We start from the raw sequence: 21,763 nt of genomic DNA on the forward strand, positions 1-21,763 counted from the left end.
CCTCAGTCCGGACTTTTTGCAGAAACGGAGCGACACCGACTGCGTCGGCCGGGGTTCTACTCGGTGAGACGCATCTGTTCGCGACTCACCCCTCAGCATTTCCAACGGAGGACTCTCCTATGCAGCGATGGACAAAAACAATTCTGGCCGCCGGTGTGGCGGTGGCAATGGGGGCCATGTTCGCCCCTGCGATGGCCCAGCGTCCCGAGGGACAGGGCCGCGGCGGCTTTCGTGGTGGCTTCGGCGGTGGAATGTTCGGCGGGGGCGGTGCACAGATCACCGTGTTCTCGGCCGTCCAGTCGGAACCGGTTCAGAAGGAACTGGCCATCACTGAAGACCAGAAGTCGAAACTGACAGCACTCGGGGATGAAGTCCGCACGGCGATGCGCGAACTTCGCCCGATGGGCGGCCGCGGCGAGGGGGAGCGCCCGAGCCGTGAAGAAATGGAAAAGATGATGGCCGAGTACCGCACGAAGGCGGACGCGATCGTTACGGAGAAGAAGTCTTCGCTGGCCGCGATCATTTCGGCCGACCAGATGACTCGACTCGAGCAGATCGTTCTGCAGGCCCGGGGGGCCGACGCCCTCACCGACGGAGCGGTTCAGGCGAAGCTGATGGTCACCGACGAGCAGAAAGCCAAAATGGCCTCGGTTGCGAGCGACTTCGCTTCAAAGGAACGCGAGGCGATGTCCGGCCTGTTCCAGCGTCGTGAAGGGGGCGAGGGCCGTGGAAACTTCGATCCCGAAGCGATGCGGGCGGCCGGGGAAAAGCGGGCGGCCCTGCAGAAGGAAAAGGAAGCGGCTCTGGTCGCCGTCCTGTCGGATGCCCAGGCTGAGCAGTATGACTTGCTGAAGGGGAAGGCCTTTGCCGAGATCGATGCGGTCCGCCGTGCCGGCTTTGGCGGCGGTCGTGGACCCGGTGGACCTGGCGGCGGCCGCGGCGGAGATCGCCCGCAGCGTCCCGCCACGGAGAACTGATCTCCGCTGACGACGTTCCGAGTCCTCCCCGGAGTGCGTCTGAGTTTTCCGAACAGCCCGCCCGGCCTCGTGCCGGGCGGGCTGTGTTCGTGATGGCTGGCCGCTCAGCGACGGCCGGTGAACGAACGGGTATAGTGAGCGAACGTCGTCAGCCCGGTCCTGCCTCGAGATTGACCATGCGGCACTCGCTCCTGCTCGGCCTGCTTCTCGTTTCTGTGTTGTCCGGGCCACGACAATCTCTCGCGGCTGATCCGCCCCTGCGGCTGCTGTTCCTGGGAGACAACGGCCCGCATCGTCCCGCGGCCCGCTTTCGCCAGTTGCAGCCAGTCCTGTCCAAACGGGGCATCGAACTGATCTATACGGACCAGCTGGCCGACCTGAATCGCCAGCGCCTCGACGATTTCGCGGGACTCGTCGTCTTCGCGAATCAGACCCGCATCTCCAAAGAGCAGGAGCAGGCCCTCCTCGAGTACGTCGCCGCCGGCCGCGGCTTCATTCCTCTGCACTGCGCGTCATTCTGCTTCCAGAACTCGGATGCCTATATCGCGCTTGTCGGCGCTCAGTTCCAGCGGCATGGAACGGGAGTCTTCCGTGTCGAGCAGGCGCCGCTGACGCATCCGATCCTCGAGGGTTTCCAAAGCTTCGAGAGCTGGGATGAAACCTACCAGCATCATCGGCATCACGAAGCCGACCGCATCGTCCTCGAATACCGCGTGGGAGAAGGGACGTCGACCGGGTTTCGCGGAGACCAGGCCCCTGGCCGGGCGGCGGGGCAAGCGTCTTCCACTCAGAAAGAGCCCTGGACCTGGGTGCGGACGCATGGCGACGGGCGTGTGTTCTACACCGCGTGGGGACACGACGACCGGACCTGGAGCCATCCCGGATTCCACAACCTCGTCGAACGTGGAATCCGCTGGGCATGTCAGGACGCCCCCTCGAAGGCGGGAGTCTATCGCGATGCCCCGGCGATGACGGCCTTCGATGATTCGGCGAAGCCCTTCGAGTTCACCGCGGGACGCCTGCCGAACTACCCCGCCGGCGAGAAATGGGGAACGAATGGCGAACTGATCGACACGATGCAGAAACCGCTCGATCCGGACGAATCGATGAAGCATATGGTGGCGCCGGTCGGCTTTCGTCCGGCGCTCTTCGCCGCCGAGCCGCAGATTGGCAAGCCCCTGGCGATGAACTGGGACGAGCGGGGGCGGCTGTGGATCATCGAGACACTCGACTATCCCAACGAACTGCAGCCCGAAGGGGAGGGACGCGACCGGATCCGCATCTGCGAGGACACCGATGGCGATGGGCAGGCTGACAAGTTCACAATCTTCGCCGACAAGCTCAGTATCCCCACGAGCCTCGCCTTTGCTTACGGCGGAGTCATTGTCCACCAGGCGCCGCAGACGCTGTTCCTGAGGGATACAACCGGGGACGACGTGGCCGACGAACGGCACGTCCTGTTGACCGGATGGGGGACGCGAGACACTCACGCCGGCCCCAGCAATCTCAACTATGGTCTCGACGGCTGGTACTACGGGATCGTCGGCTATTCCGGGTTCGAAGGAGAGATCGCCGGAGAACCCCAGAAGTTCCAGACCGGCTTCTACAGGTTCCGTCTCGACCCGCCGGAAGGCCCCGGGAGGCCTCCGCGCGTGGTGCACTTTGAGTTCCTCAGGAACACGAACAACAATTCGTGGGGTGTCGGACTGAACGAAGAGGGAATCCTCTTCGGCTCAACGGCGAATGGAAATCCCAGTGAGTACATGCCCATCGCCAACCGCTACTACGAACGGGTTCGGGGGTGGTCGTCGTCAGTTCTCGGAGGCATTGCCTTCGACAACTGGTTCGATCCCGTCACCAGGAATGTTCGACAGGTTGACTGGCACGGTGGTTTTACGGCAGGGGCAGGGCATGCGCTCTATACGGCCCGGGTCTATCCCCCTGAATACTGGAATCGGACCGCTTTTGTCGCCGAATCCACTGGCCACCTCGTGGCCACCTTCACGATTCAACCGTCCGGCGCGGGGTTCCGCTCACGAAACTCGTGGAACCTGGTTGCCAGTCGGGATGAATGGACTGCTCCCATCGCTGCCGAGATCGGGCCCGACGGACAGGTGTGGTTCATCGACTGGTACAACATCATTGTCCAGCACAACCCAACGCCGGTTGGCTTCACCACGGGCAAGGGGGCCGCCTATGAGACCGACCTTCGCGACAAGCGCCACGGCCGCATCTACCGACTGGTTTATTCACCGACTTCCGGCAAGCATGACGTTGCCTCGCAGTTCCCACCGGACCGCGTCGCCCCGCCGAATCTGAAGGGCGCCGATTCTAGGACTCTCGTTCAGGCCCTCCGTCACACGAACCTGTTCTGGAGACGCCACGCCCAGCGTTTGCTGATGGAACGCCGCGAGCCGCAAGACGTCGTTGACCTGGTCAGGCTCATCACGGAGACGCCGCCCGATGCCGGTGAACAGGATGCTCCTGGAGCAATGCATGCCCTCTGGGTCTATGCAGGGCTATCCAACATTGAAACCCGCGCGCTCCTCCCTGAACCGGATCGTCGGGCCCTGCTGGCCAGTCCCTCGCCGGGGCTGCGGCGGAATGCGATTCTTGCTCTTGCTCCCGGAGCTGACGACCTGGAGAAATCGGGAGTCCTCAACGACTCCGACCTGCAGACTCGACTGGCCGCCCTCCTGCATCTGGCCGACCTCCCTTCCGATACAACAGCAGCGCGACTCGTCCTCACGGCGCTGGCGGACCCGGTCGTCGCCGAGGATCGCTGGCTGCTCGACGCCGCGACCAGCGCTGCCGCTGTGCAGTCCCGTTCGATGCTCAGTCAGCTGACGACCGCGGCAACTGCCACGCGGTTCCCGCCCGAGTCTCTCGAACGCCTGGCCATTGTGGGCGAGCATCTCGCCCGCAGCGGCGACGAAGTCGCGGTCCGCCAGTTGATCGCAGCGTGGAACTCCCCGAATCGCGAGGCCGCTGAGGCACTCGTTTCGGGTGTGACCCGAGCCTGGCCCCGGGACAAGCCGATTGCCCTGTCGCCGGCCGAAGAGCAAACCCTCGCGGATCTCTTCCAGAAGTCGGCCGCGGCCGGCCGCACGGCACTCCTTCGGTTCTCCTCCCGAATCGGCAGCTCCCGACTCGATGCTCACGCTCGCGAACTGACGGAAGGGATCCTGACCCGCATTCGGAACCGGGACCTTGCGGAGGGTGCACGGATCGCCGCAGCTCGTGATCTCATCGAACTGCGGAAGCAGGATGTGGAAGCCGTGTCCCAACTGCTTGCGGAAGTGACTCCGGCCGCGGGGCCGGAAGTCTCGCGAGGCTTGATCGAGGCCATGGGGGCGAGTGAAGCGCCCGGAGCGCCGGACACACTGACCCGTGGTCTTCCGTCGTTCACGCCGCAACAGCGGTCCGCGGCGATCCGAGTTCTTCTTGCGCGGACTGAAGGCATCCGTGCGTTCCTGGATGCGGTCGAGCGCGGTGAGGCCTCCCTTTCCGAACTCGCGCTCGACCAGAAGCAGTCACTCCTGGAGAGTCCTCAGCGTCCTATTGCCCGTCGCACTGAACGGCTGCTCTCAAAGTCCGGCGGCCTCCCCAATCCCGACCGTCAGATAGTCATTGAAGAGCTCAAGGAAGTCGCACGTTCCACCGGAAACGCCGCCGCCGGGAAAGAAGTCTTCCGGCAGCAGTGCTCGAAATGCCATCTTCACTCGGGCGAAGGAAACCGCATCGGACCCGACCTCACGGGGATGGCTGTGCATCCGAAGGAAGAACTTCTGGTCCACATCCTCGACCCCAGCCGGAGCGTGGAAGGCAACTATCGGTCTTACACGGTTGCTACGGCCGATGGACACGTGATCAACGGGCTTCTCGCCTCGGAATCAAAAACCGCACTGGAGTTCTTCGATTCCGAAGGAAAACGCCGCGCCGTTCAGCGCGAAGACATCGAGCAGTTTGTCGCCTCCACGAAGTCGCTGATGCCGGAAGGCTTCGAGAAGCAGGTCCCGCGCGAGGCGCTCGCCGACCTGCTCGAGTTTCTCACACAGCGCGGGCAATACCTCCCGCTCCCGCTCGAGAAGGTCGCGACGGCCGTCAGCACCCGGGGGATGTTTCACAGCTTCGAGGCGGAGCCGGAACGCCTGATCTTCAGCGACTGGTCACCCAAGTCGTTCAACGGCGTTCCTTTCGTGCTGGTCGATCCGGGGAATAATCAGCGCCCGAACGTGATCCTCCTGAACGGTCCGTCCGGCCGTGTGTCGGCGGAAATGCCTCGCGCTGTCACGCTCCTGTGCAACAGTTCGGCCCGCAGCATTCACCTGCTGAGCGGAGTGAGTGGCTGGGGCAGCCCTCTCGGCGAACGAGGTTCGATTTCGATGATCGTGCGTTTGCGTTACGCCGATGGTTCGACCGAGGAGCACGAGTTGAAGAATGGGGAGCACTTCGCGGATTACATTCGCCGCGTGGACGTTCCAGGGAGCCAGTTCGCGTTCGCACTTCGCGATCAGCAGGTGCGTTACCTGTCGATCCAGCCTCGGAAGGCAGACGTCATCCAGTCGATCGAGTTCATCAAGGGGCCTGACCGCACGGCGCCGGTTGTGATGGCCGTGACAATCGAGGCCCGCTAAGACCCGATGAGAGCAAACGGACAGCCCCGCACGAGGCGGGGCTGTCGATCTCTTCAATGTCCGATGGGCGCCGTGTTACCAGACGTATCCACGGCGTGCAGCCCGGCGCGCTTCCCGACGGCTCCAGCCGTCATCGAAGCCTCCGTATCCGCCGCCGTAGTATCCCCCGAACCCTGCACAGGGATCACAGCAGGCGTCGGAGAGGAACTGGCCGTCCACCGGGGCGCCCTGAAGCACCGAACCGTCATCGGCGAAACGCATGGCGGAGTGCTGCTGGATTCCCTGGTGCTGCAGGCCCATTCCGGCCATGCGTGTTCCGGAATAGTGAACCCGGTCCCAGGCAGCCAGCGTCCCGGCCTGCGTCATGTTCTGTCCATTCCGGTCGATCTCAACCCGGATTTCCTGACCCTGGGGGGTGGAACCGACGCCGGCGATAAAGGCGTCGACGGAATCAAAAGTCTGACCGTTCAGCGACAGAATCTCGTCTCCGGCCCGCAAACCCATGCGTTCGGCCGGGCTTCCGGGCGCAACCTGAATCACGCGCACGTCATCCGTGAGGGTGACCCCCAGCGCACTGCGTCCCTGTTCATCGCGCCGTTGCTGGTCCAGGTCCTGGAGCCCTTCACGGGGAACAGGCTCCTGAAAGGTCTGTTGTTCGTTGGGAATCCGTCGCTCAGGTTCCGCCTGTCGAACGTTCTCCTGACCGGGGGCAGCCGTGACCGACGGGGCTGGCGGCGCGACATCCTGATCGTTCGCATTCCGGGGGAGATTGTCGGTCTGTTGACCAACGAGGACGCCGCCGACAACGAGAACAGCGGCCGATTTTGCAAACACGATCAACATGGCAGACTCCTCCGGTGATCACATGAGGGGACGAGACCCGATTCCAGGTACGTCGCAACGCGCCGAGAACCTTTCCTTACCCCGTCAGCCGGCAATCAGGATGCCGAGGCGGCCTCAATTTCGGGCCGCGTGGGCTGCCGACTCAGCATTCCGCGGAAAAAGGGGCAGCGTCTGCGCGGACGGTTCTCGAGAGAGGCGAGGGGATCGCAGGAGGGGTGCCGTTGAACCCTCCTCCTGTTGAACGCTCAACAATCAGCGTGTTCCGGGTTCGTTCAGGCGGGCTCGTCGAAGGGGGGATGCTGAAGAGTGCTTCACGCACCGAAGGAGAATCTTCGCGACGCGAGGTGTGATGACGGAATGGCGAAGAGACGGTCGACACTACAGAAGCGCTTCCCCGACGGCCTTCCCTTCGGGGTCGACGAGTCGAATCGGGCGTGCGACATTGGAGATGTTCTGCGTGCGCGGATCGAGTTCCATTGCCGTGCAGATGGTCGCCAGGAGATCGGGCGTTGTGACGGGCCGTTCTTCGACGGACATTCCGTCGGCGCTTGTGCGGCCGATGACCTGTCCGCCGCGAATGCCTCCCCCGCCCAAAACGACCGACCAGGCCTTGGGATAATGATCGCGCCCGGCCTGGGGATTGATGGCCGGCGTTCTTCCGAACTCGCCCATCCACACCACGCAGGTTGAATCGAGCAGGCCGCGTTCGGCCAGGTCGGCGATCAGGGTGCTCCACGCCTGGTCGAGCGGGGCGCACAGATTCTTGACGCCGTCGAAGTTGTCCTGATGGGTGTCCCACCCGCCGAGTGTCACTTCGATGAACGGCACCCGTCGCTCGACAAGTCGCCGCGCCAGAAGACATCCCTGGCCAAACTGCGACCTCCCATACCGCTCACGGATCGCATCGGGTTCGGATTGAATTGCGAAGGCCTCCCTGGCCGATTCGCTCATCAGCTTGAGCCCGCGAGCGTAAGCACTGCGGTGTGCTTCGGCACCGATTCCCGGATGGCGGCTCAGGAAGTCCGCTTCCAATCCGCGGAGGAGTTCGAGGCGACCAGTGTTCTGGACCATAGATACGCCTTCGGGCAGGGAGGCGTTTTCGACGGTCAGTTCCCCGTCGACGCCGCCGACAACCAAAGGAGCATGATCCGCTCCCAGAAAACCTGAGGGCGAAATCCCGGCCCGGAACAGACCGCGCGGAAAGATGCTCACGTAGTTTGGCAGTTCGCCGCGCGAGAGCCGATGCTCGTTGGAGACAAGCGAACCGAGGACCGGGAACTGGATCGACGCCTGTGGCAGGTATCCCGTGCGCAGGTGATCTGTCGCTCGCCCGTGGTCTCCCTCCTTCGTCGACATGGAGCGGATCACCACCAGCCGGTCCATGCACCGGGCGACTCTCGGAAGATGCTCGCTGATCTGGATATCCGGAACGCTGGTCGAGATTGCTTTCAGATCTCCGGCGTTCGCATGGCCCGGTTTGACGTCGAATGTATCAAGCTGGCTTGGCCCGCCAGCCATCCACAACAGGATGCACGATCGCCTGGGGGCGGCCTGGTCGTTGGCCAGCGCGAGTGAACGGAACCAGTGAGAAGTCGTGAACGTAGCTGTGCCTGCGGCGGCCCCGCCCAGCCACTGCCGGCGCGAGATCTGTCCCTTTCGAGGCGAATCCAGGTATCTCATGGCAAACTCCTGCCTCTCAATGATTCCAGCGAAATTCTGGCAGGTTGAGGAGCGCCCAGCAGAAGTCTTCGATTCGTTGCGGACGTTCGCTGGCCCCCCCTTCTTCAATGTGCCGAACTGCCAGTGTGAGTTCCTGATGGCTCGCAGGGCGGCCGAGGATCGCCAGTGTGAGTTCCTGCACAGTCTCCTCCACGGAGGCCGCTTCGGCCGCGAGTTTCGCCCGTTTGCCAATGGCTCGTTCGATCGAACCGCTGTTCATCAGATACAGCGACTGGGGCATGGACGTCACTGGTTCGCCGCTCGCCTCCGGCGTGGCAAAAAGATCCAGAAACTTCCGCTTGTCGCCCCGGCCTTGCCGGGCGGACCTGTCATCCGCTGACTGATCGGCCACGAGGAGCAAGCTGTCGTAAAGCTGTTCGGCCGTCATCGGTTTGACGGCCATCCGAGTGAACAATCGGGCGTCGTCCTGCAGGGGATCTGTCGACCGGCTCGTCCGCTGATAGGCCGCGCTCGAACAGATCCCCGTGTAGAGGGTGTCAAACTGGTACCCGGAGGATTCAAAGGCCATCGCCAGTTCGTCCAGCAGTTCGGGATGGCTCGGTGGATTCATCGCCTGAAAATCATCGACGGGATCGACCAGCCCCGTGCCCATCAACTGTGCCCAGACCCGATTCACCACCGCCCGCGCAAAAAAAGGATTTCCGGGCGACGTCATCCACGTCGCATAGGCCTTCCGTGGACTTGTCCCCTCGGGAATCTCTGGCGTTTCGCCGGTCAGGAACACGGCTTCAGCCGTATCCCCAGTCTCCATCACGCCAATGGTCCGCATTTCCCGGGCCTCGATGACTGGTGCGAACGTCCCACGTCCGCGACGGGAGATTCCCGAAAAGAAGGCGGCCTGGTTCCAGAACTGCTTTCGCGTCCATTTGTCGAAGGGATGATCGTGACACTGAGCACACTCCAGCCGCACTCCGAGAAACAGCCGGGTGACTCCGGCGGCGATCTTGCCTGGATCAGCCTCCTTGGTCGCGATGTACGCGATGGGATTGGGCGCCGACAGATCGGTCAGCACCATCTGTGGCTGGTCCGGCGTTCCATGAATTGGTGCAGCCACGAGCTCACGAACGACCTCGTCGAACCCCCGATCCTTCTCGCGGGCTTCAATCAGCCACGCCTCGAATCCCGGAAGGAAATACTGGACCTGCGCCTGGCTTTCAGCTTCCGGGAGCAACAACCTCCGCCAGGTCGTCGCGAAGTGCCGGCCGTGGTCGGGATGGGCCAGCGATTCCTTGATGGCGCGTGTCCGTTTGTCGGGCGATGGATCTGCAAGGAATTCCCGAACCTCATCAGCAGACGGAATATGTCCGCGAAGGTCGATCGTGAGCCGTCGAAAGAACTCCGCATCATCTGCCCTTGGAGACAGCGGGATCTCCCGCGTCCGAGCCTGATCTTCGATTCGCCGATCGATGAGGGCCGAGACGGCGATCGGCCCGGAGTCGGCGGGAGCATTCGCCGCCAGGCACAGCGTCGCCAGAACCATCGGTCCGATCATTGCGATCCGTTTTCCGCCCTTGCCGTTGCCGGCACCCTGAGAGCGATCAGTTCCTGGTCATCGCGGACGTAGACAAGCCCTCCCGAGATCGCCGGATTGACGAACGTCCCTCGACAGACCTTCGCCTTCGCGAGTTCCACAAACCGGTCCTTGGCGGCCTCCGCCAGCACGAGGTTCCCGGAATCGTCGAGAATCAGGAGCTTGCCATCACCCGTCATGATGACGCCAGCATGGAAATAACCAAGCGCGGCCCTGCTCCACAATTCACTTCCCGACTCGAGATCGATACAGACCAGGTCAGCCCGGGGGAGTGGCTGCAGTTGGTTCGTCAACAGGAACACCCGGTTCTGTTCGACATCCAGCGTTCCTGTCGAGAAATAACTCGACAGATCCTGTTTCCACCACGCCTGCCGCGGCACGCCATCGGCCGAGGGAGTTGAGAGCGCAATTGTCCCATTGTCCTGAGTCGAACAGATCAGCAGCGAACTGGTTGTCAGGGGGGTGGGCGCGACGCCGCTCGGCTGGAACACGAGAGGATGCTCCCAATGAACCGTTCCGTCATCGGGATTCAGGCCCATCACGCGCAGGGTCGTCTGGACGATGACTTCCGTTCTCTTCTTGTCTCCCTCGCCGCGCGTCACCACGACGGGCGAGGAGGCGGCGGCGGGCTCGTCGAATTTCTGCCAGGCGAGCTTTCCGGTCTGTGCGTCATAGGCGACGACGGCGCTGCCTTTGCCTCCGACGGGGAGGATCACCCGCGAAGCGGTCACCGCGGGCGAACTGCAGACACCGAAGCCTGGAAGCGACGCTCCGAGTTCTTCATAGGGGTTGGCCTGCCACAGCCGCTTGCCCGACTCACAGTCGTAGCATCCGAGGATGCCAGTGATGCCAGTTGTATAAACTCGCCCCCCCATGACACTCGGCGTTGCCCGGGGACCGGGACCCTGTTGGCTCCGGTAGGCTCCGCGCTCGTACGCGTCGCGCCAGCGGAGTTCGCCGGTCGTCGCATCGAAGGCGAGGACTTCCTCTTTCTCCTCGCCTGCGACGACCGAATGAATGAACACCCGCCCGCCCGCCACGACCGGACTGCTTTGCGCGTGGCCAACTTTCTGTCGCCAGGCGACAGAAGGCGGCTCTTTCCAGGGGGCGACGACCTCAGTGGAGACGTTGTTCCTCCCAGGGCCAAGCCACTGGGGCCAGTCGTCGCCCGAGGCGTGGGACCATCCGAACAGGCAAACGGCGGCCACAGCACGCACCATCGCCCGCCCTGTGTCCCCGATGACCAACATTGACTCACTCCAGAACGCGGTGGCAACTCCGGGAGGAACAATGAATCTCCTGGATCCCGGGCAGGTCGGAAGCTCGGCCTGACTCGAAGTTCCAATCCTCAGAACTCGCCGACGACTTCGCCGCCGGACTTGGTTACAAGCGCGTCATAAGTCCCGGCATCAATGTTCTCGGAGATGAATCGTACTGATCCATCGCCCAGCAGGTGATGAGCTCCACCGGTGTGCAGGCTGGAAGGGCCCCAGTTCTGGCCGATCGAGTTGGGGAAAAGTCCGCCCGGAAAATAGGGCTGGTAGTTGATCGAGACACGGGGGCCGGCGTACGTCGGCGGGCTGCCCAGGTAACGACCGGCGACGGCGGCAGAAGTCCCGTCGATCCAGACCGATGCCTTCTCTTCCCGAGTCTCTGCGATCATGACCGTATTGGAAGAGCCGTCCGTCATGTCCCGGAACCCGGTCTTGGACCCGGGAAACATGCATCCTTCGGCCGGCGATGCGCCTGAGAGCCCGATCACCGTCTTGGCTCCCATCGCGACATAATTCCGGATTGCGTATCGGTTGAAACCGGCTGTCGTCACATAGAGCGGATCGGCCGAAATTTTCGGACCGGCATAGCTCGGGCAGAGGTAAAACGGCATCTGCGTGGCAGCCATTTCGCGGTTTGCGACTGCGAGAGACGAGAGGTTGTAATTGATGTTGTTTGAGACCGCGGCCTGTTCCAGGTAGGGCAGGATCAAGCTGGCGAAGCTGTGCAGGTGCATCGTCCTGTCCTGCTCGGACGCGGCCGTCCAGCCCCAGACTCCCTTGCCGAATCCCGAGGTGCTGCTCGGAGGAAAGATCGTGATGGAGCTCTCGTAGTTGTGAAGAGCCAGGCCGATCTGCTTCAGGTTGTTTTTGCACTGCGTGCGGCGGGCCGCCTCGCGCGCCTGCTGGACCGCCGGCAGGAGGAGGGCGATCAGAATGGCGATGATGGCAATGACGACGAGCAGTTCGATGAGGGTAAATCCACGGCGACGCATGGTCTTGAAGATCTCCAGGAGGCGGGCACATCCCTCGAATCCGGGATGTGTGAAAAAGCGGGGAGCGGCCTTCGTTGAAAGATGTCTCAACTGTAATGCTGGCCCGAACGTGCGGCAAGCATTCAGGGATTCTTCCAGGGCCGGTCACTTTTTCATGACGGGCCAATTCGTTGTTGGCGTGCGTCGTTGCCGCAAAATGACCTGTGGTGACGAGAGACGACCGACTGTGAAAAAGTGACTCACCCCGCCCCAATCCCCACCCACCCAAGCACTTCCGAGTACCGAGTACCGGGCCCTCCCGCGCAACCGCCCCCGTCATGATGGAGGACCGCATGAACATAACCACCACCAACCTGTCGTCACACACCCCGGCCCGGCCGACTGCCTGTCCGCACCACCCACGCTCTCCCGAGCCCTCCGCAAGACTTCAGGGGGAAGTAAGTGGGCGAGGAGTACAGTACCACCCACACAACGCGCCCTCCTCGCCCCCTCGGCGTCGAACACCTCCGCAGTGTTCCCGAGCCCTGCCCGTGCCTGCGACTTCCGCGCAAGGCTGGTCACGTTTCCAGAATGCGCCAGTTCGTCGTTGCCGCAACATGACTTGCAGTGACGACAGACGCCCTGTTGTGAAAAAGGGACTCGCCCTGGGATTCTTCCCTGAACTGCCTGAATTGACACCCCTCCTCGCCGAACTACACTGCAAACCACTTGTACGCTGGTGGCCAGTCACCTCGGCTCGAGGGGCTGGCGAACAGGGAATCCGGTGAAAATCCGGAGCGGTCCACGCCGCTGTATTCAAGCGCGATCGCCTTCGTCATTCCAAAGTCCATTGCCGCGGAGCCGGCGAGAAGGACGCGCGAAGGCGGCTTGAGAGTCAGAAGACCTACCAGCGTTTCACCAGCAGATGTCCGCGTGTGACGGGACCTGCACGACGAGTTTTTTGTCGGCAGACGACCTCTTCCTGTCACCGCGTGGCGCCGCCGGCGCGGCTGTGTTGGATCTGGACGGCGCCGGAGGATCCATTCACTTCCATGTCCCTGTTGTCACTTTCGCTGCGCGCCCTTGTTGCGGCTTTTCTATTCGCCGGAGGCTCGTTCGCGTCCGCTGGGATCATCACCTTCCAGGACCTCACTCTCACCCCCGGAACGCACTGGAACGATCCGGGAAATACCGCGCCGGTGGGTCCGGCGTCCGGCCCCTATGGAAATGATGAGTACATCGGAGACTTCAGCAGCGGCGGCGCGACGTTCGTCAACCGGGTCGACACCACCTACGGCAGCTGGCGCGGCTTCGCGTATTCCAATGAGCTCAATGCTTCCACCTCGGGTTCGCTTCCCGGCCTGCAGCATGAGTTCTCGGCGTACGTTCCTCCGGGGGATCCGGCCAACATTTTTGGCGTCGCGTTCTCGACGCAGACTTTCCCCGTCAATCCGCTCGCGGCGATCACCACAGACACCCTGAAGTTCCTCCCCTCGATGACTGTTCCGACGGCAATGGCGGTGACCGGCGCCTATCTGACCAATACCACCTACTCCGCCCTCTCGATGTTGAACGGCGATACGTTCGCCAAGCAGTTCGGAGGCGCCACGGGGCTTGATCCTGATTTCCTGCTTGTGAGGGCTTACGGCGTCGATGTCGACGGCAACGTGCTCGCCGCTAGGCCCGAGTTTTACCTGGCCGATTTCCGCTTCGCAGACTCGGCCAGCGACTACATTCTTGATTCGTGGGAATGGTTCGACCTCACGTCGCTCGCGGGAGCCTCGGAGATCTACTTCGACTTCGAATCGAGTGATATGGGGACATTCGGAGCCAATACTCCGCTGTATTTCGCGATCGATGACATCGGTTTCGAGCCGGCGGCGGTTCCCGAACCCTCATCTGCCCTGATGGCGATCACGGCTGCCGGCGTCTTCTGGCGGTTCCGCCGCCGTAAGAGTGCCGCGGCGCGGGAATCGACGTCCGCTTGAAGCGGGGGGACGCCAGATTCAATGCGTCCGAACTGGAGCGTTGCCCCCCAGCGGATGGCTGGGGGCTGCCGCAATGCGTCGCGGCTCTTGTCTTGGGAGGCGAGGGCCGATGTCACTTCGGCAGATAAGATCAATGGGGAGCCCGTCTCGAGGGCGATGGCGCAAGGTGAGGGCCCGTGTGGGTCGGGGCGGCTGCTGAACCAGGTGCCGGAAGGCACCGGTACTTTCTGAGCCAGGCGCTCGTCCGACTTAGTTTGCGGATTCTGCAGCGGGGGGCGTCGTCGCCTCCGCCTTCTCAGATTTCCCGGTCCCGAGCAAAAAGCAAGGCAACAGCAGCCGACCCGACGTTCGCTGATCCAGCGATGTGAAGTCGACTGACACCATCAGCCTGGTGAGTGTCTCGTCGGGGAGATCGGAGTTCTCCGCAAGCGCCAGGGTGAAAGACTTGGCGTCGCGCTCGGGATCGAATCCGATCACCAGGAGGCGTTTGGAGAGCTCATCGAAGGGCTGGACCGAGACCATTCGCATGGGCTGTGATTGAAAATCGACGAACCGGAATCTCACCGCAGCTTTCGGCGGCGCGCCTGCCCTCGCGTTCACCGTGAATGATGAGGGACGAAGCGTCGGCCCCTTTCGAGAGCAGGTGACTGTGGCAAAAGGCAACGGCCGTCCCGAAGCGGAATCCGAGAAGTAGAGCTCTGGCAGAGTCGCCCCTGCGGACGCCTCTTTCATCGTCACCCGGAAGACGCGGAGATCCGCTGTTTGCTTCCCGGAATCCTCGGCGACGTCGTAGCAATCGGCGTTGCCGACCAGCACCAGCTTTGCGAACGAAGTCGAATCGAGTTGCCGACGGGTCAGGCGGATCTCGTGGGACCGTTCGTCAGCGGAGAACTCTACGCGTCGCGGCTCGATTTCGAAATCGCTGTCGAGCCTTGCCCTGAGCTCGAGTTGGACGGGGGGGCCCGATTCGAACTCGATTGTGGCGTGCTTGACGATCGGTCCGAGAACCGTCTGACCGTGAGTATTGAGCTTGAGCGTGATCTCGCGCTGTTGGCCAGGCGGGATGGGAGCGGGATCAAATCCCGCGGCGACGCAGCCGCAACTCGACCGGATCCGTGTGATCGTGATCGGCGCGTCGGTGGTGTTGGAGATTCGAAACGTCGATTCGTAATCCGCATCGAGCCGGATCGCGCCCAGATCGCGGCTCGTCGTGTCCAGGAGTGGGGCCGGTTCCTGAGACGAGCCGCCTCTCTTGCAACCGATCAGGATGGCGCAAAGTGAGAGCGACGCCAGAAGCCGGCGTCCAGTTCCGTCACGATCTGCAGACGACATCAGTCGCAGTACTGCGGAGTACAGCCCTGCTTCAGGATCGCCACGCCCTGTGACATTTCCTGATAGATGGTGCAGTTCGATCCATCGCGCCAGCGGATGATCGGGGCCACGACCCTCTGGCATTCCATCAATTCGGTTTCACAGCCCGGAGCGGGTGAGGCGACCATACAGCCGAAAAGTTCCCCCAGGCCAAGCAGATAACCACCCTGGCAGCCGGAGCATTCCGGATGGCGGGGATCGGTGCAGCATTCTTCCGAGGGGTCGGCATAGGCCGAGGGAAGCCCGACGAATGCGGCCAGCATGACCAGTTCACAGAGCGCGAACATCGTACAGAATCGAACCATCCGTAATTTCCTTCAGTAAGTTCGCACGGGGGATGTGCGACGGCGCCGCAAGTAATAGATCGCCACCGCTGCGGCGATCACAACCACATGTGCTGCAAGAAACCACTTCCACGGCGACCCAGTCGTGGCCGCCACCATGCTCATGGGCGGCGACTTGCGCCGCATCGTGGCTTCATCGGTGTAGTCAATCACCCGATACCCTTCCGGGACCGTGGGGCTGAGAAGCTTGTCTGCCGCATCACGATCGAGCACCGTGCAGACCGCGGTCGTCACCAGCTGCTGCTTCCATTTATCGGGAGTTGCAAGGCCGTCGACATTCTCGTCGTAGATTCGTTCCGTGATGCTCTGGATGGCCCATGCATCGCGTTCCGCGATTCGGCTGTAGGTCATTCGGAGGTCTCGCACGAGTGCTCCGTTCAGGTGGAACAGCTGCGAGCGCGTCGGCAACATGCTGAAGTTGGAATCGAAATCCACAATCAGCTTCTGCCCCCCTGGATTCGTTGCCGTCGAAATTGTTGAAACGGACCCGTTCGTGGTGATTGTGGCGTTCTTCAATGCCGCCTGGGCCAGCATGTTCGCCAGTGAAGTGCGGAGGTCGAGGCCGGCTGATTCCCGTGGATCCAGTGTGCGCCCGCCGAGTTGATGTGCGTGCATTTTTGCGATGCGGCGGGCCGAAACGTTTGATTCCGTCCAGCGTGCTCCGTCGCCCCAATAAGTGATCGCGGGGGGCGCGCCTGCGGTTCCGCCCTGATCGATCCGCAGGCGATCTTCGAAGATGACGACGCGCTCGACGTAGGTCGCCATCGGCTTCTTGGTGACGACGATCATGCCGCCATTCGGAAGCGGCTCTTCGACGGTCGTCTCTTTGGTGACTCCCGCATCCTGGAATGTTCGGGTGAGCGCGAGTTCGACGGCCTGCAGTCGCTCGGAATTGGTCCGGATCGATCCCAGAATCGCCGGCGCAAACTGCTGCGCCTCATTCAGTCCATCGGCCACATTGCCTACAGCGGGCGCAGCCGATACGGCGTCAGGATTCGCCGACGAACCTGCATCAGGTCCGGCAGAAATCGGAGCCATCAAAGCAGTGTAAATTAGCCACAACAACTTCATATCGCACACCGCCACCACTGCGTATCAAAGCCCGAGGCGGCCTGATATCCGCAGAGTCATTCCCGAAAGCACATCCTTGGGAAAAGCCCGTCTTCACACTCCTTGCGATCCCCAGTGTGGGGCACAAATGGGCTGAAAGAGTTTGTACAGATCAAGAATTCAGCCTGTCAAACTGCTGCTGGGAAGTTCAGGGTTTTCCCTAGAGGTTTTTTGGATGTTTGGATCGATCGTGTGTTCAGTTTTTGAATCAACGCACCGGAAATGCGCCAACCTCCTGGAGAGAGGGTGTGCGTCGGCCGGGACCTTGCGCGTCGTGGCGTGGCGGTCCTTGATCACTGGCGTTTCAGATGGCGGACCTCTGGCCCTGCCATCGCAGCAGGTGATCGGCCACGACAATGGCCACCATGGCCTCGGCCATGGGAATGAAGCGTGGCAGCAGACAGGGATCATGCCGCCCTTTTGTCCGAATCGTTGCCGGCTCGGCGTTTCTGGTGACGGTCTCCTGCGGAATGGGCAGACTGCTTGTCGGCTTGACTGCTGCTCTGAGGACGATCGGCATCCCGGTCGTGATGCCGCCCAGCATCCCGCCATGCCGGTTTGTGTGGGTGCGGATCGTCGGCGACCCGTCACCGGCATCCGGCCCGCGCATGAACAGGTCGTTGTGCGCGCTGCCGCGCATTTCCGCGCACCCGAAGCCGATGCCGTATTCCACCCCCAGCACTGCCGGGAGTGAGAAGAGGGCCTTGGCCAGGTCGGCCTTGATCTTGTCGAAGACGGGTTCGCCGAGACCGGCAGGGACCCCAGTGGCCACGATCTCCGCGGCGCCGCCGATCGAATCTCCCTCCTTACGAACCTGTTCGATCAGGCTCACCATGCGGGCGGCGGCGGCCGGGTCGGGGCAGCGGACGATGTTCGGGCTGCCGTTGGGGAGCGTTTCGACCTGTTCCAGGGTGACGGCCGCTGGATCGTTGATCTCCGCACGGATGTCTCCGACCTGGACGACGTAGCCGACGATTCGGGCGCCGACGGCGATCGACAGGAATTTCTTGGCTACTGCGCCGGCCGCCACGCGGGCCGTCGTCTCCCGGGCGCTGGAGCGACCGCCGCCACGGTAGTCGCGGAAGCCGTATTTGGCGTCGAACGTGTAGTCGGCGTGGCCCGGCCGGTAGACGTCCTTGATGTCGCTGTAGTCTTTTGAACGCTGGTCGGTGTTCCGGATGAGGATGGCCAGACTCGTGCCGGTGGTTCGTCCTTCGAAGACTCCGGAGAGGATCTCCGGTTCGTCGGCTTCGTCACGCTGAGTGACGATGTGGCTTTGGCCCGGGCGGCGGCGAGCCAGATCGGGGCGCAGGTCGTCGACCGAGAGTGGAATGCCGGACGGCACGCCGTCGATGATCACGACGTTGCCCGGGCCGTGGCTTTCGCCGGCGGTCGTGATCCGAAATGACTGTCCGAAAGAATTTCCTGGCATTGATCCGCTCGAGAAGTGTCGCGCGTGGCAGGGGCCACGCGCGTGTGCATCTTCGAGTCAGCGGCGAATGCTTTCAAGACGGAGCGGAATTCACCGCCGCGTCAGCGTTTCATCGAGATTCAGAAGGACATTGGAGAGGACCGTCCAGGCGGCGACGTCCACGATCTCCGCCTCGGCGGGGGGCTCGCCGACCGCGGGGGTGGCCATCTGCAGGGCCGCCTCAGGATTTGAGCGGTAGCGGGAGCGGATGCGCTCCAGCGTGTCGGCCAGAACGGAGACTTCCTCGGTCGAGGGGGACCGCGTGGCACAGGTGCGGAACGCATACGCAATCCGCTCTCTCGTGAGGTCGTCCGGCGCCTGTGATGCCGTTCCCTGTGTCAGGACTTTCCGGGCCAGCGTCTGGGCCGCCTCGATGTAAACGGGATCGTTCAGCGTCACCAGCGCCTGAAGGGGGGTATTCGTGCGGGTGCGGCGAACGGTGCAGACTTCGCGGTTCGGCGCGTCAAAGGTGTCCATCGAGGGGTAGGGGATCGACCGCTGCCAGTAGGTGTAGATTCCCCGCCGGTAACGGTCCTCTCCCTGGCTCGCTTCCCAGTCGGTCGACCCTCCGAAGGCTGCGGTGAGTCCGAGCCGGGGACGTGGCGGTTTGGCCGACGGGCCTTCCATTTTGCGGCTGAGCAGTCCCGCCGCGAACAGCGCGTGGTCGCGGACCAGTTCCGCCTCGAGCCGGAATCTCGGCCCCCGCGCCAGGAGGCGATTATTCGGATCGCGCGCGACCAACTCGGCCGGCGCGGTTGACGACTGCCTGTAGGTGGAGGACGTCACGATCAGCCGGATCAACTGTTTGGTGTTCCAGCCGCGGTCCATGACTTCGACGGCCAGCCAGTCGAGCAATTCGGGATGGCTGGGAAGGTCCCCCTGCAGACCGAATTCCTCACTCGTTTCGACGAGCCCGATTCCGAACAGCTGCTCCCACAGCCGGTTGACGAGCACGCGGGCGGTCAGCGGGTTATCGCGGCTGACGAGCCAGCGGGCGAACTCCAGGCGGTCAGGGCGACTGGAACCGCTTGATGGGAATACCGCAGGAGTTCCGGGGCCGACCTCGTCTCCGAGGTCCAGAAAATTGCCCCGAATGTGGATGCGCGTCTTCCGTTGTTTTTCCGGCGGGAGTTCCCGCATGATCGGGGTGGTGATGGGAAGGATGCCGTCCACTTCGCGTCGCAGCGAGCGGACCGCGGCCCGGGCCTGAACGAGTTTCGGATTCGACTCGGCGAGGACGTCAACCAGTGCGTCGCGGTCGGCCTTCGACAGCTTTTCGCCCGACTCAGGAACAGGATACGCCCCCTCTTTCAGTGGGGCCTTCGGAAGGGGCTTTACCCAACGAGGGCGCCGTTCGGCATCGAGCACGACCAGCCGCGCGCCGTTGAGCCGCCTTGCGACGTCGGTCGAATCGGTGCGATTCCAGAGGACGACACGTTCAATTGCGAGTGATTCACCGAGGTCGACCTCCCACCAGGGGGAGTCCTCGATGGCTGTGTGGCTTGTCGACCGGGCTTCTGTAAACCGGCCATCCGTATTGCCATCGACTGCGAGTCCAGGGGGGCCTTCGTAGTCGGTGCTGCTTTGAGTTGCAGTCTTCCCCTGAGCCTGGTTGCTGCCTCCCACGAAGACTTCGACTTCGGCGAGTGAGAGGATCTTTTCTTTCCCGGGGAGTTCGATGCGAACATACCGGCCCGTGATCGGACCCTCCGGAATCTCGACCCCGGGAGTCGCCTGACGGATTTCGTCCGCTTTCTTCTCGGCGGCCGCGAGTTTGTCCTGGAGCGACTTCCTGCGCGCCTCCTGCTCTGGCGTCAGCATCGAGAGGACTGGCGTTTCGTCGCGGCGGTCGGCGTCTTCCGTCTGATTCAGGATTGCGAAGACCTGAAAGTACTCCGCCTGGGTTATCGGGTCGTATTTGTGCGTATGGCACTGGGCGCACATGATCGTGGTCGCCATCCAGGTCTGCATCGTCGTGTTGACCCGGTCGACGACGGCGACGTTCCGGAACTCCTCGTCGTCCGTTCCGCCCTCACTGTTCGTCATCGTGTTGCGGTGGAAGCCGGTCGCAATCCGTTGGGCGTCGGTGGCTTCGGGGAGCATGTCTCCAGCGATCTGCTCGATCGTGAACTGGTCGAACGGCATGCCGGAGTTGAGTGCCGCGATGACCCAGTCACGATAGCGCCAGATGACCCGCGGCGGGTCGTCGGCATACCCGGCGGAGTCGGCGTAGCGGGCCAGGTCGAGCCAGGTCCGTCCGAACCGCTCGCCGAATGAAGGGGAAGCGAGGAGCCGGTCGACGACCTGCTCGTAGGCCTGCATCGACGGATCGGCAAGGAAAGCCTCGGTTTCCTCGATTGTTGGCGGGAGCCCGCTGAGATCGAGCGTCACCCTTCGGAGCAGCGTCGCCGGGTCGGATTCGTGTTGCGGCTGGAGTTTTTCCGCGTCGAGACGCGCCAGGATGAATCGATCGATCGGTCCGGCACACCAGTCTGGCCGGCTCACACCCGGGAGCGGGGGGCTGACCGGGGGCTCATAAGACCAGTGGCGGGCGTACCCGGCTCCTGAATCGATCCACCGTTTCAGGAGGTCGATTTCACCCGCAGTGAGTGGCGGTCCCTCGGATGGAGGGGGCATGCGGAGGTCGGCGTCGGCCGAGTTGGCCCGCTCGATCACCCCGCTTTTGGCGGACTGGCCGGGATGGATGCCCTGGCTGCCCGATTCCAGGACCAAAGCGGCGCCGGCCGGCGTATCGAGCCGCAATCCGGCTTCGCGGCTGCCTTCATCCGGGCCGTGGCACTTGTAGCAGCGGCCCGCCAGGATCGGTCGGATTTCCCGATTGAAATCGGGATCCGCACCAAGGACACCGTCTGTTCCCAAAAACAGACAGGCACTGAACGCCAGAAGTGCGCGGAGAGTCATCATCTGCGAAGGGCCGTCAGTGATGTCGAGGAGAAACCGGATTCATCGTCGCAGACACGCCGGAGGATGGCAAATCCCGCGGCGGGCCGGAGTTGCGGGGGACACGCGGATCGGTGCTTGTTCGGGACGAGGAGCGGGTTTTGAGGTCAACCCAAGCAAGACGAACGGGGCCGGGGGGCGGAGCGTGTTTGATGCCCTTCCTCCCCTGGGGCCTCCGGGCGGGGCGGCAGGGGGCTCCTCGTGGGACTGGTGGTGCGGACGGGGGCAGTCGGTGTAAGGCGTGCGCGGGCAGTCCGTGCCGCGGGCTGTGTGGGTGAGATGTGTGAGTGCGGCTGATTGTGGATGTTGTTGTGCATGGTCCCTCCACTCTCAGGTGAGCGGTTGCGCGGGAGGAGGGCTTGTCATGGCCGATCCTCCGGCCTTCGTCCCTCAATCAAGGGGTTGGGAAGGGGACTTCCGTCGCAGAGAGAACGGGGGGAAGCGGGGGCACAGGGGGCGGTTTCGTGAGCGGCTGAATCTGCCGGTGCCGGCTGCAAGTCGTCTTGTCGTAACTTGTTTTCCGGCAGTACATTTCCGCGGGCGGC

The 21,763-nt window shown here is 63.0% G+C and carries 13 protein-coding genes and 1 riboswitch; of the genes, 3 read left to right on the plus strand and 10 right to left on the minus strand.

Annotation, left to right across the window (positions count from 1 at the left end; all coding sequences use genetic code 11):
• Positions 1 to 119: 119 nt before the first annotated feature.
• Complete coding sequence (locus tag Pan44_RS24415; RefSeq protein ID WP_145034358.1) at positions 120 to 977, plus strand: hypothetical protein; 858 nt, start codon at positions 120 to 122, stop codon at positions 975 to 977.
• Positions 978 to 1,153: 176 nt separating this feature from the next.
• Positions 1,154 to 5,614: a PVC-type heme-binding CxxCH protein gene (locus Pan44_RS24420; protein WP_145034359.1), complete on the plus strand. Its 4,461-nt coding sequence runs from the start codon at positions 1,154 to 1,156 to the stop codon at positions 5,612 to 5,614.
• 75 nt (positions 5,615 to 5,689) lie between these two features.
• Here Pan44_RS24420 and Pan44_RS24425 read toward each other — a convergent pair whose 3' ends face one another.
• The 5 genes from Pan44_RS24425 to Pan44_RS24445 form a co-directional block, all read right to left on the minus strand.
• On the minus strand, positions 5,690 to 6,457 hold the full coding sequence (locus tag Pan44_RS24425) for a PDZ domain-containing protein (RefSeq protein WP_145034360.1): 768 nt from the start codon (positions 6,455 to 6,457) through the stop codon (positions 5,690 to 5,692).
• A 378-nt stretch (positions 6,458 to 6,835) separates the two neighbouring features.
• The gene (locus Pan44_RS24430) at positions 6,836 to 8,137 is read right to left on the minus strand and encodes a DUF1501 domain-containing protein (RefSeq protein ID WP_145034361.1); all 1,302 of its coding nucleotides are present in this window, start codon (positions 8,135 to 8,137) and stop codon (positions 6,836 to 6,838) included.
• Between the two features lie 16 nt (positions 8,138 to 8,153).
• The gene (locus tag Pan44_RS24435) at positions 8,154 to 9,689 is read right to left on the minus strand and encodes a DUF1549 and DUF1553 domain-containing protein (RefSeq protein ID WP_145034362.1); all 1,536 of its coding nucleotides are present in this window, start codon (positions 9,687 to 9,689) and stop codon (positions 8,154 to 8,156) included.
• Positions 9,686 to 10,978, minus strand: a complete 1,293-nt coding sequence (locus Pan44_RS24440; RefSeq protein ID WP_145034363.1) for a PQQ-binding-like beta-propeller repeat protein — start codon at positions 10,976 to 10,978, stop codon at positions 9,686 to 9,688. Before Pan44_RS24440 ends, Pan44_RS24435 begins: the two co-directional genes overlap by 4 nt.
• Before the next feature lie 98 nt (positions 10,979 to 11,076).
• A complete protein-coding gene (locus tag Pan44_RS24445) occupies positions 11,077 to 11,994 on the minus strand; it encodes a DUF1559 domain-containing protein (RefSeq protein ID WP_145034364.1) in 918 nt (305 codons plus the stop codon).
• Positions 11,995 to 12,693: 699 nt separating this feature from the next.
• Positions 12,694 to 12,899, plus strand: a riboswitch (cobalamin riboswitch).
• Positions 12,900 to 13,025: 126 nt separating this feature from the next.
• Between Pan44_RS24445 and Pan44_RS24450 the strand changes: the two genes are divergently transcribed.
• A complete protein-coding gene (locus tag Pan44_RS24450) occupies positions 13,026 to 13,961 on the plus strand; it encodes a DUF4465 domain-containing protein (protein WP_145034365.1) in 936 nt (311 codons plus the stop codon).
• Between the two features lie 249 nt (positions 13,962 to 14,210).
• Here the strand turns inward: Pan44_RS24450 and Pan44_RS24455 are convergent, their stop codons facing one another.
• The 5 genes from Pan44_RS24455 to Pan44_RS24470 form a co-directional block, all read right to left on the minus strand.
• On the minus strand, positions 14,211 to 15,293 hold the full coding sequence (locus Pan44_RS24455) for a DUF1573 domain-containing protein (protein WP_197453621.1): 1,083 nt from the start codon (positions 15,291 to 15,293) through the stop codon (positions 14,211 to 14,213).
• Positions 15,293 to 15,637: a hypothetical protein gene (locus Pan44_RS27605; protein WP_197453622.1), complete on the minus strand. Its 345-nt coding sequence runs from the start codon at positions 15,635 to 15,637 to the stop codon at positions 15,293 to 15,295. Before Pan44_RS27605 ends, Pan44_RS24455 begins: the two co-directional genes overlap by 1 nt.
• Before the next feature lie 12 nt (positions 15,638 to 15,649).
• A complete protein-coding gene (locus Pan44_RS24460; protein WP_145034367.1) occupies positions 15,650 to 16,714 on the minus strand; it encodes a hypothetical protein in 1,065 nt (354 codons plus the stop codon).
• Positions 16,715 to 17,090: 376 nt separating this feature from the next.
• Positions 17,091 to 18,218 (minus strand): chorismate synthase, encoded by a 1,128-nt coding sequence (gene aroC, locus Pan44_RS24465; protein WP_145034368.1) that lies wholly within the window; start codon positions 18,216 to 18,218, stop codon positions 17,091 to 17,093.
• 90 nt (positions 18,219 to 18,308) lie between these two features.
• A complete protein-coding gene (locus tag Pan44_RS24470) occupies positions 18,309 to 21,182 on the minus strand; it encodes a DUF1553 domain-containing protein (RefSeq protein WP_145034369.1) in 2,874 nt (957 codons plus the stop codon).
• Between the last annotated feature and the right edge of the window lie 581 nt (positions 21,183 to 21,763).

It is taken from the genome of Caulifigura coniformis (assembly GCF_007745175.1).
Taxonomy (GTDB): Bacteria; Planctomycetota; Planctomycetia; order Planctomycetales; family Planctomycetaceae; genus Caulifigura; species Caulifigura coniformis.

Excerpts from the sequence above, each read along its gene's own strand:
- Pan44_RS24440 (WP_145034363.1), bottom strand. The coding sequence starts at position 10,978 with ATGTTGGTCATCGGGGACACAGGGCGGGCGATGGTGCGTGCTGTGGCC.
- Pan44_RS24425 (WP_145034360.1), bottom strand. The coding sequence starts at position 6,457 with ATGTTGATCGTGTTTGCAAAATCGGCCGCTGTTCTCGTTGTCGGCGGC.
- Pan44_RS24415 (WP_145034358.1), top strand. The coding sequence starts at position 120 with ATGCAGCGATGGACAAAAACAATTCTGGCCGCCGGTGTGGCGGTGGCA.
- Pan44_RS24420 (WP_145034359.1), top strand. The coding sequence starts at position 1,154 with ATGCGGCACTCGCTCCTGCTCGGCCTGCTTCTCGTTTCTGTGTTGTCC.
- Pan44_RS24450 (WP_145034365.1), top strand. The coding sequence starts at position 13,026 with ATGTCCCTGTTGTCACTTTCGCTGCGCGCCCTTGTTGCGGCTTTTCTA.
- Pan44_RS24455 (WP_197453621.1), bottom strand. The coding sequence starts at position 15,293 with ATGTCGTCTGCAGATCGTGACGGAACTGGACGCCGGCTTCTGGCGTCG.
- Pan44_RS24460 (WP_145034367.1), bottom strand. The coding sequence starts at position 16,714 with ATGGCTCCGATTTCTGCCGGACCTGATGCAGGTTCGTCGGCGAATCCT.
- Pan44_RS27605 (WP_197453622.1), bottom strand. The coding sequence starts at position 15,637 with ATGGTTCGATTCTGTACGATGTTCGCGCTCTGTGAACTGGTCATGCTG.
- Pan44_RS24435 (WP_145034362.1), bottom strand. The coding sequence starts at position 9,689 with ATGATCGGACCGATGGTTCTGGCGACGCTGTGCCTGGCGGCGAATGCT.
- aroC (WP_145034368.1), bottom strand. The coding sequence starts at position 18,218 with ATGCCAGGAAATTCTTTCGGACAGTCATTTCGGATCACGACCGCCGGC.
- Pan44_RS24430 (WP_145034361.1), bottom strand. The coding sequence starts at position 8,137 with ATGAGATACCTGGATTCGCCTCGAAAGGGACAGATCTCGCGCCGGCAG.
- Pan44_RS24470 (WP_145034369.1), bottom strand. The coding sequence starts at position 21,182 with ATGATGACTCTCCGCGCACTTCTGGCGTTCAGTGCCTGTCTGTTTTTG.
- Pan44_RS24445 (WP_145034364.1), bottom strand. The coding sequence starts at position 11,994 with ATGCGTCGCCGTGGATTTACCCTCATCGAACTGCTCGTCGTCATTGCC.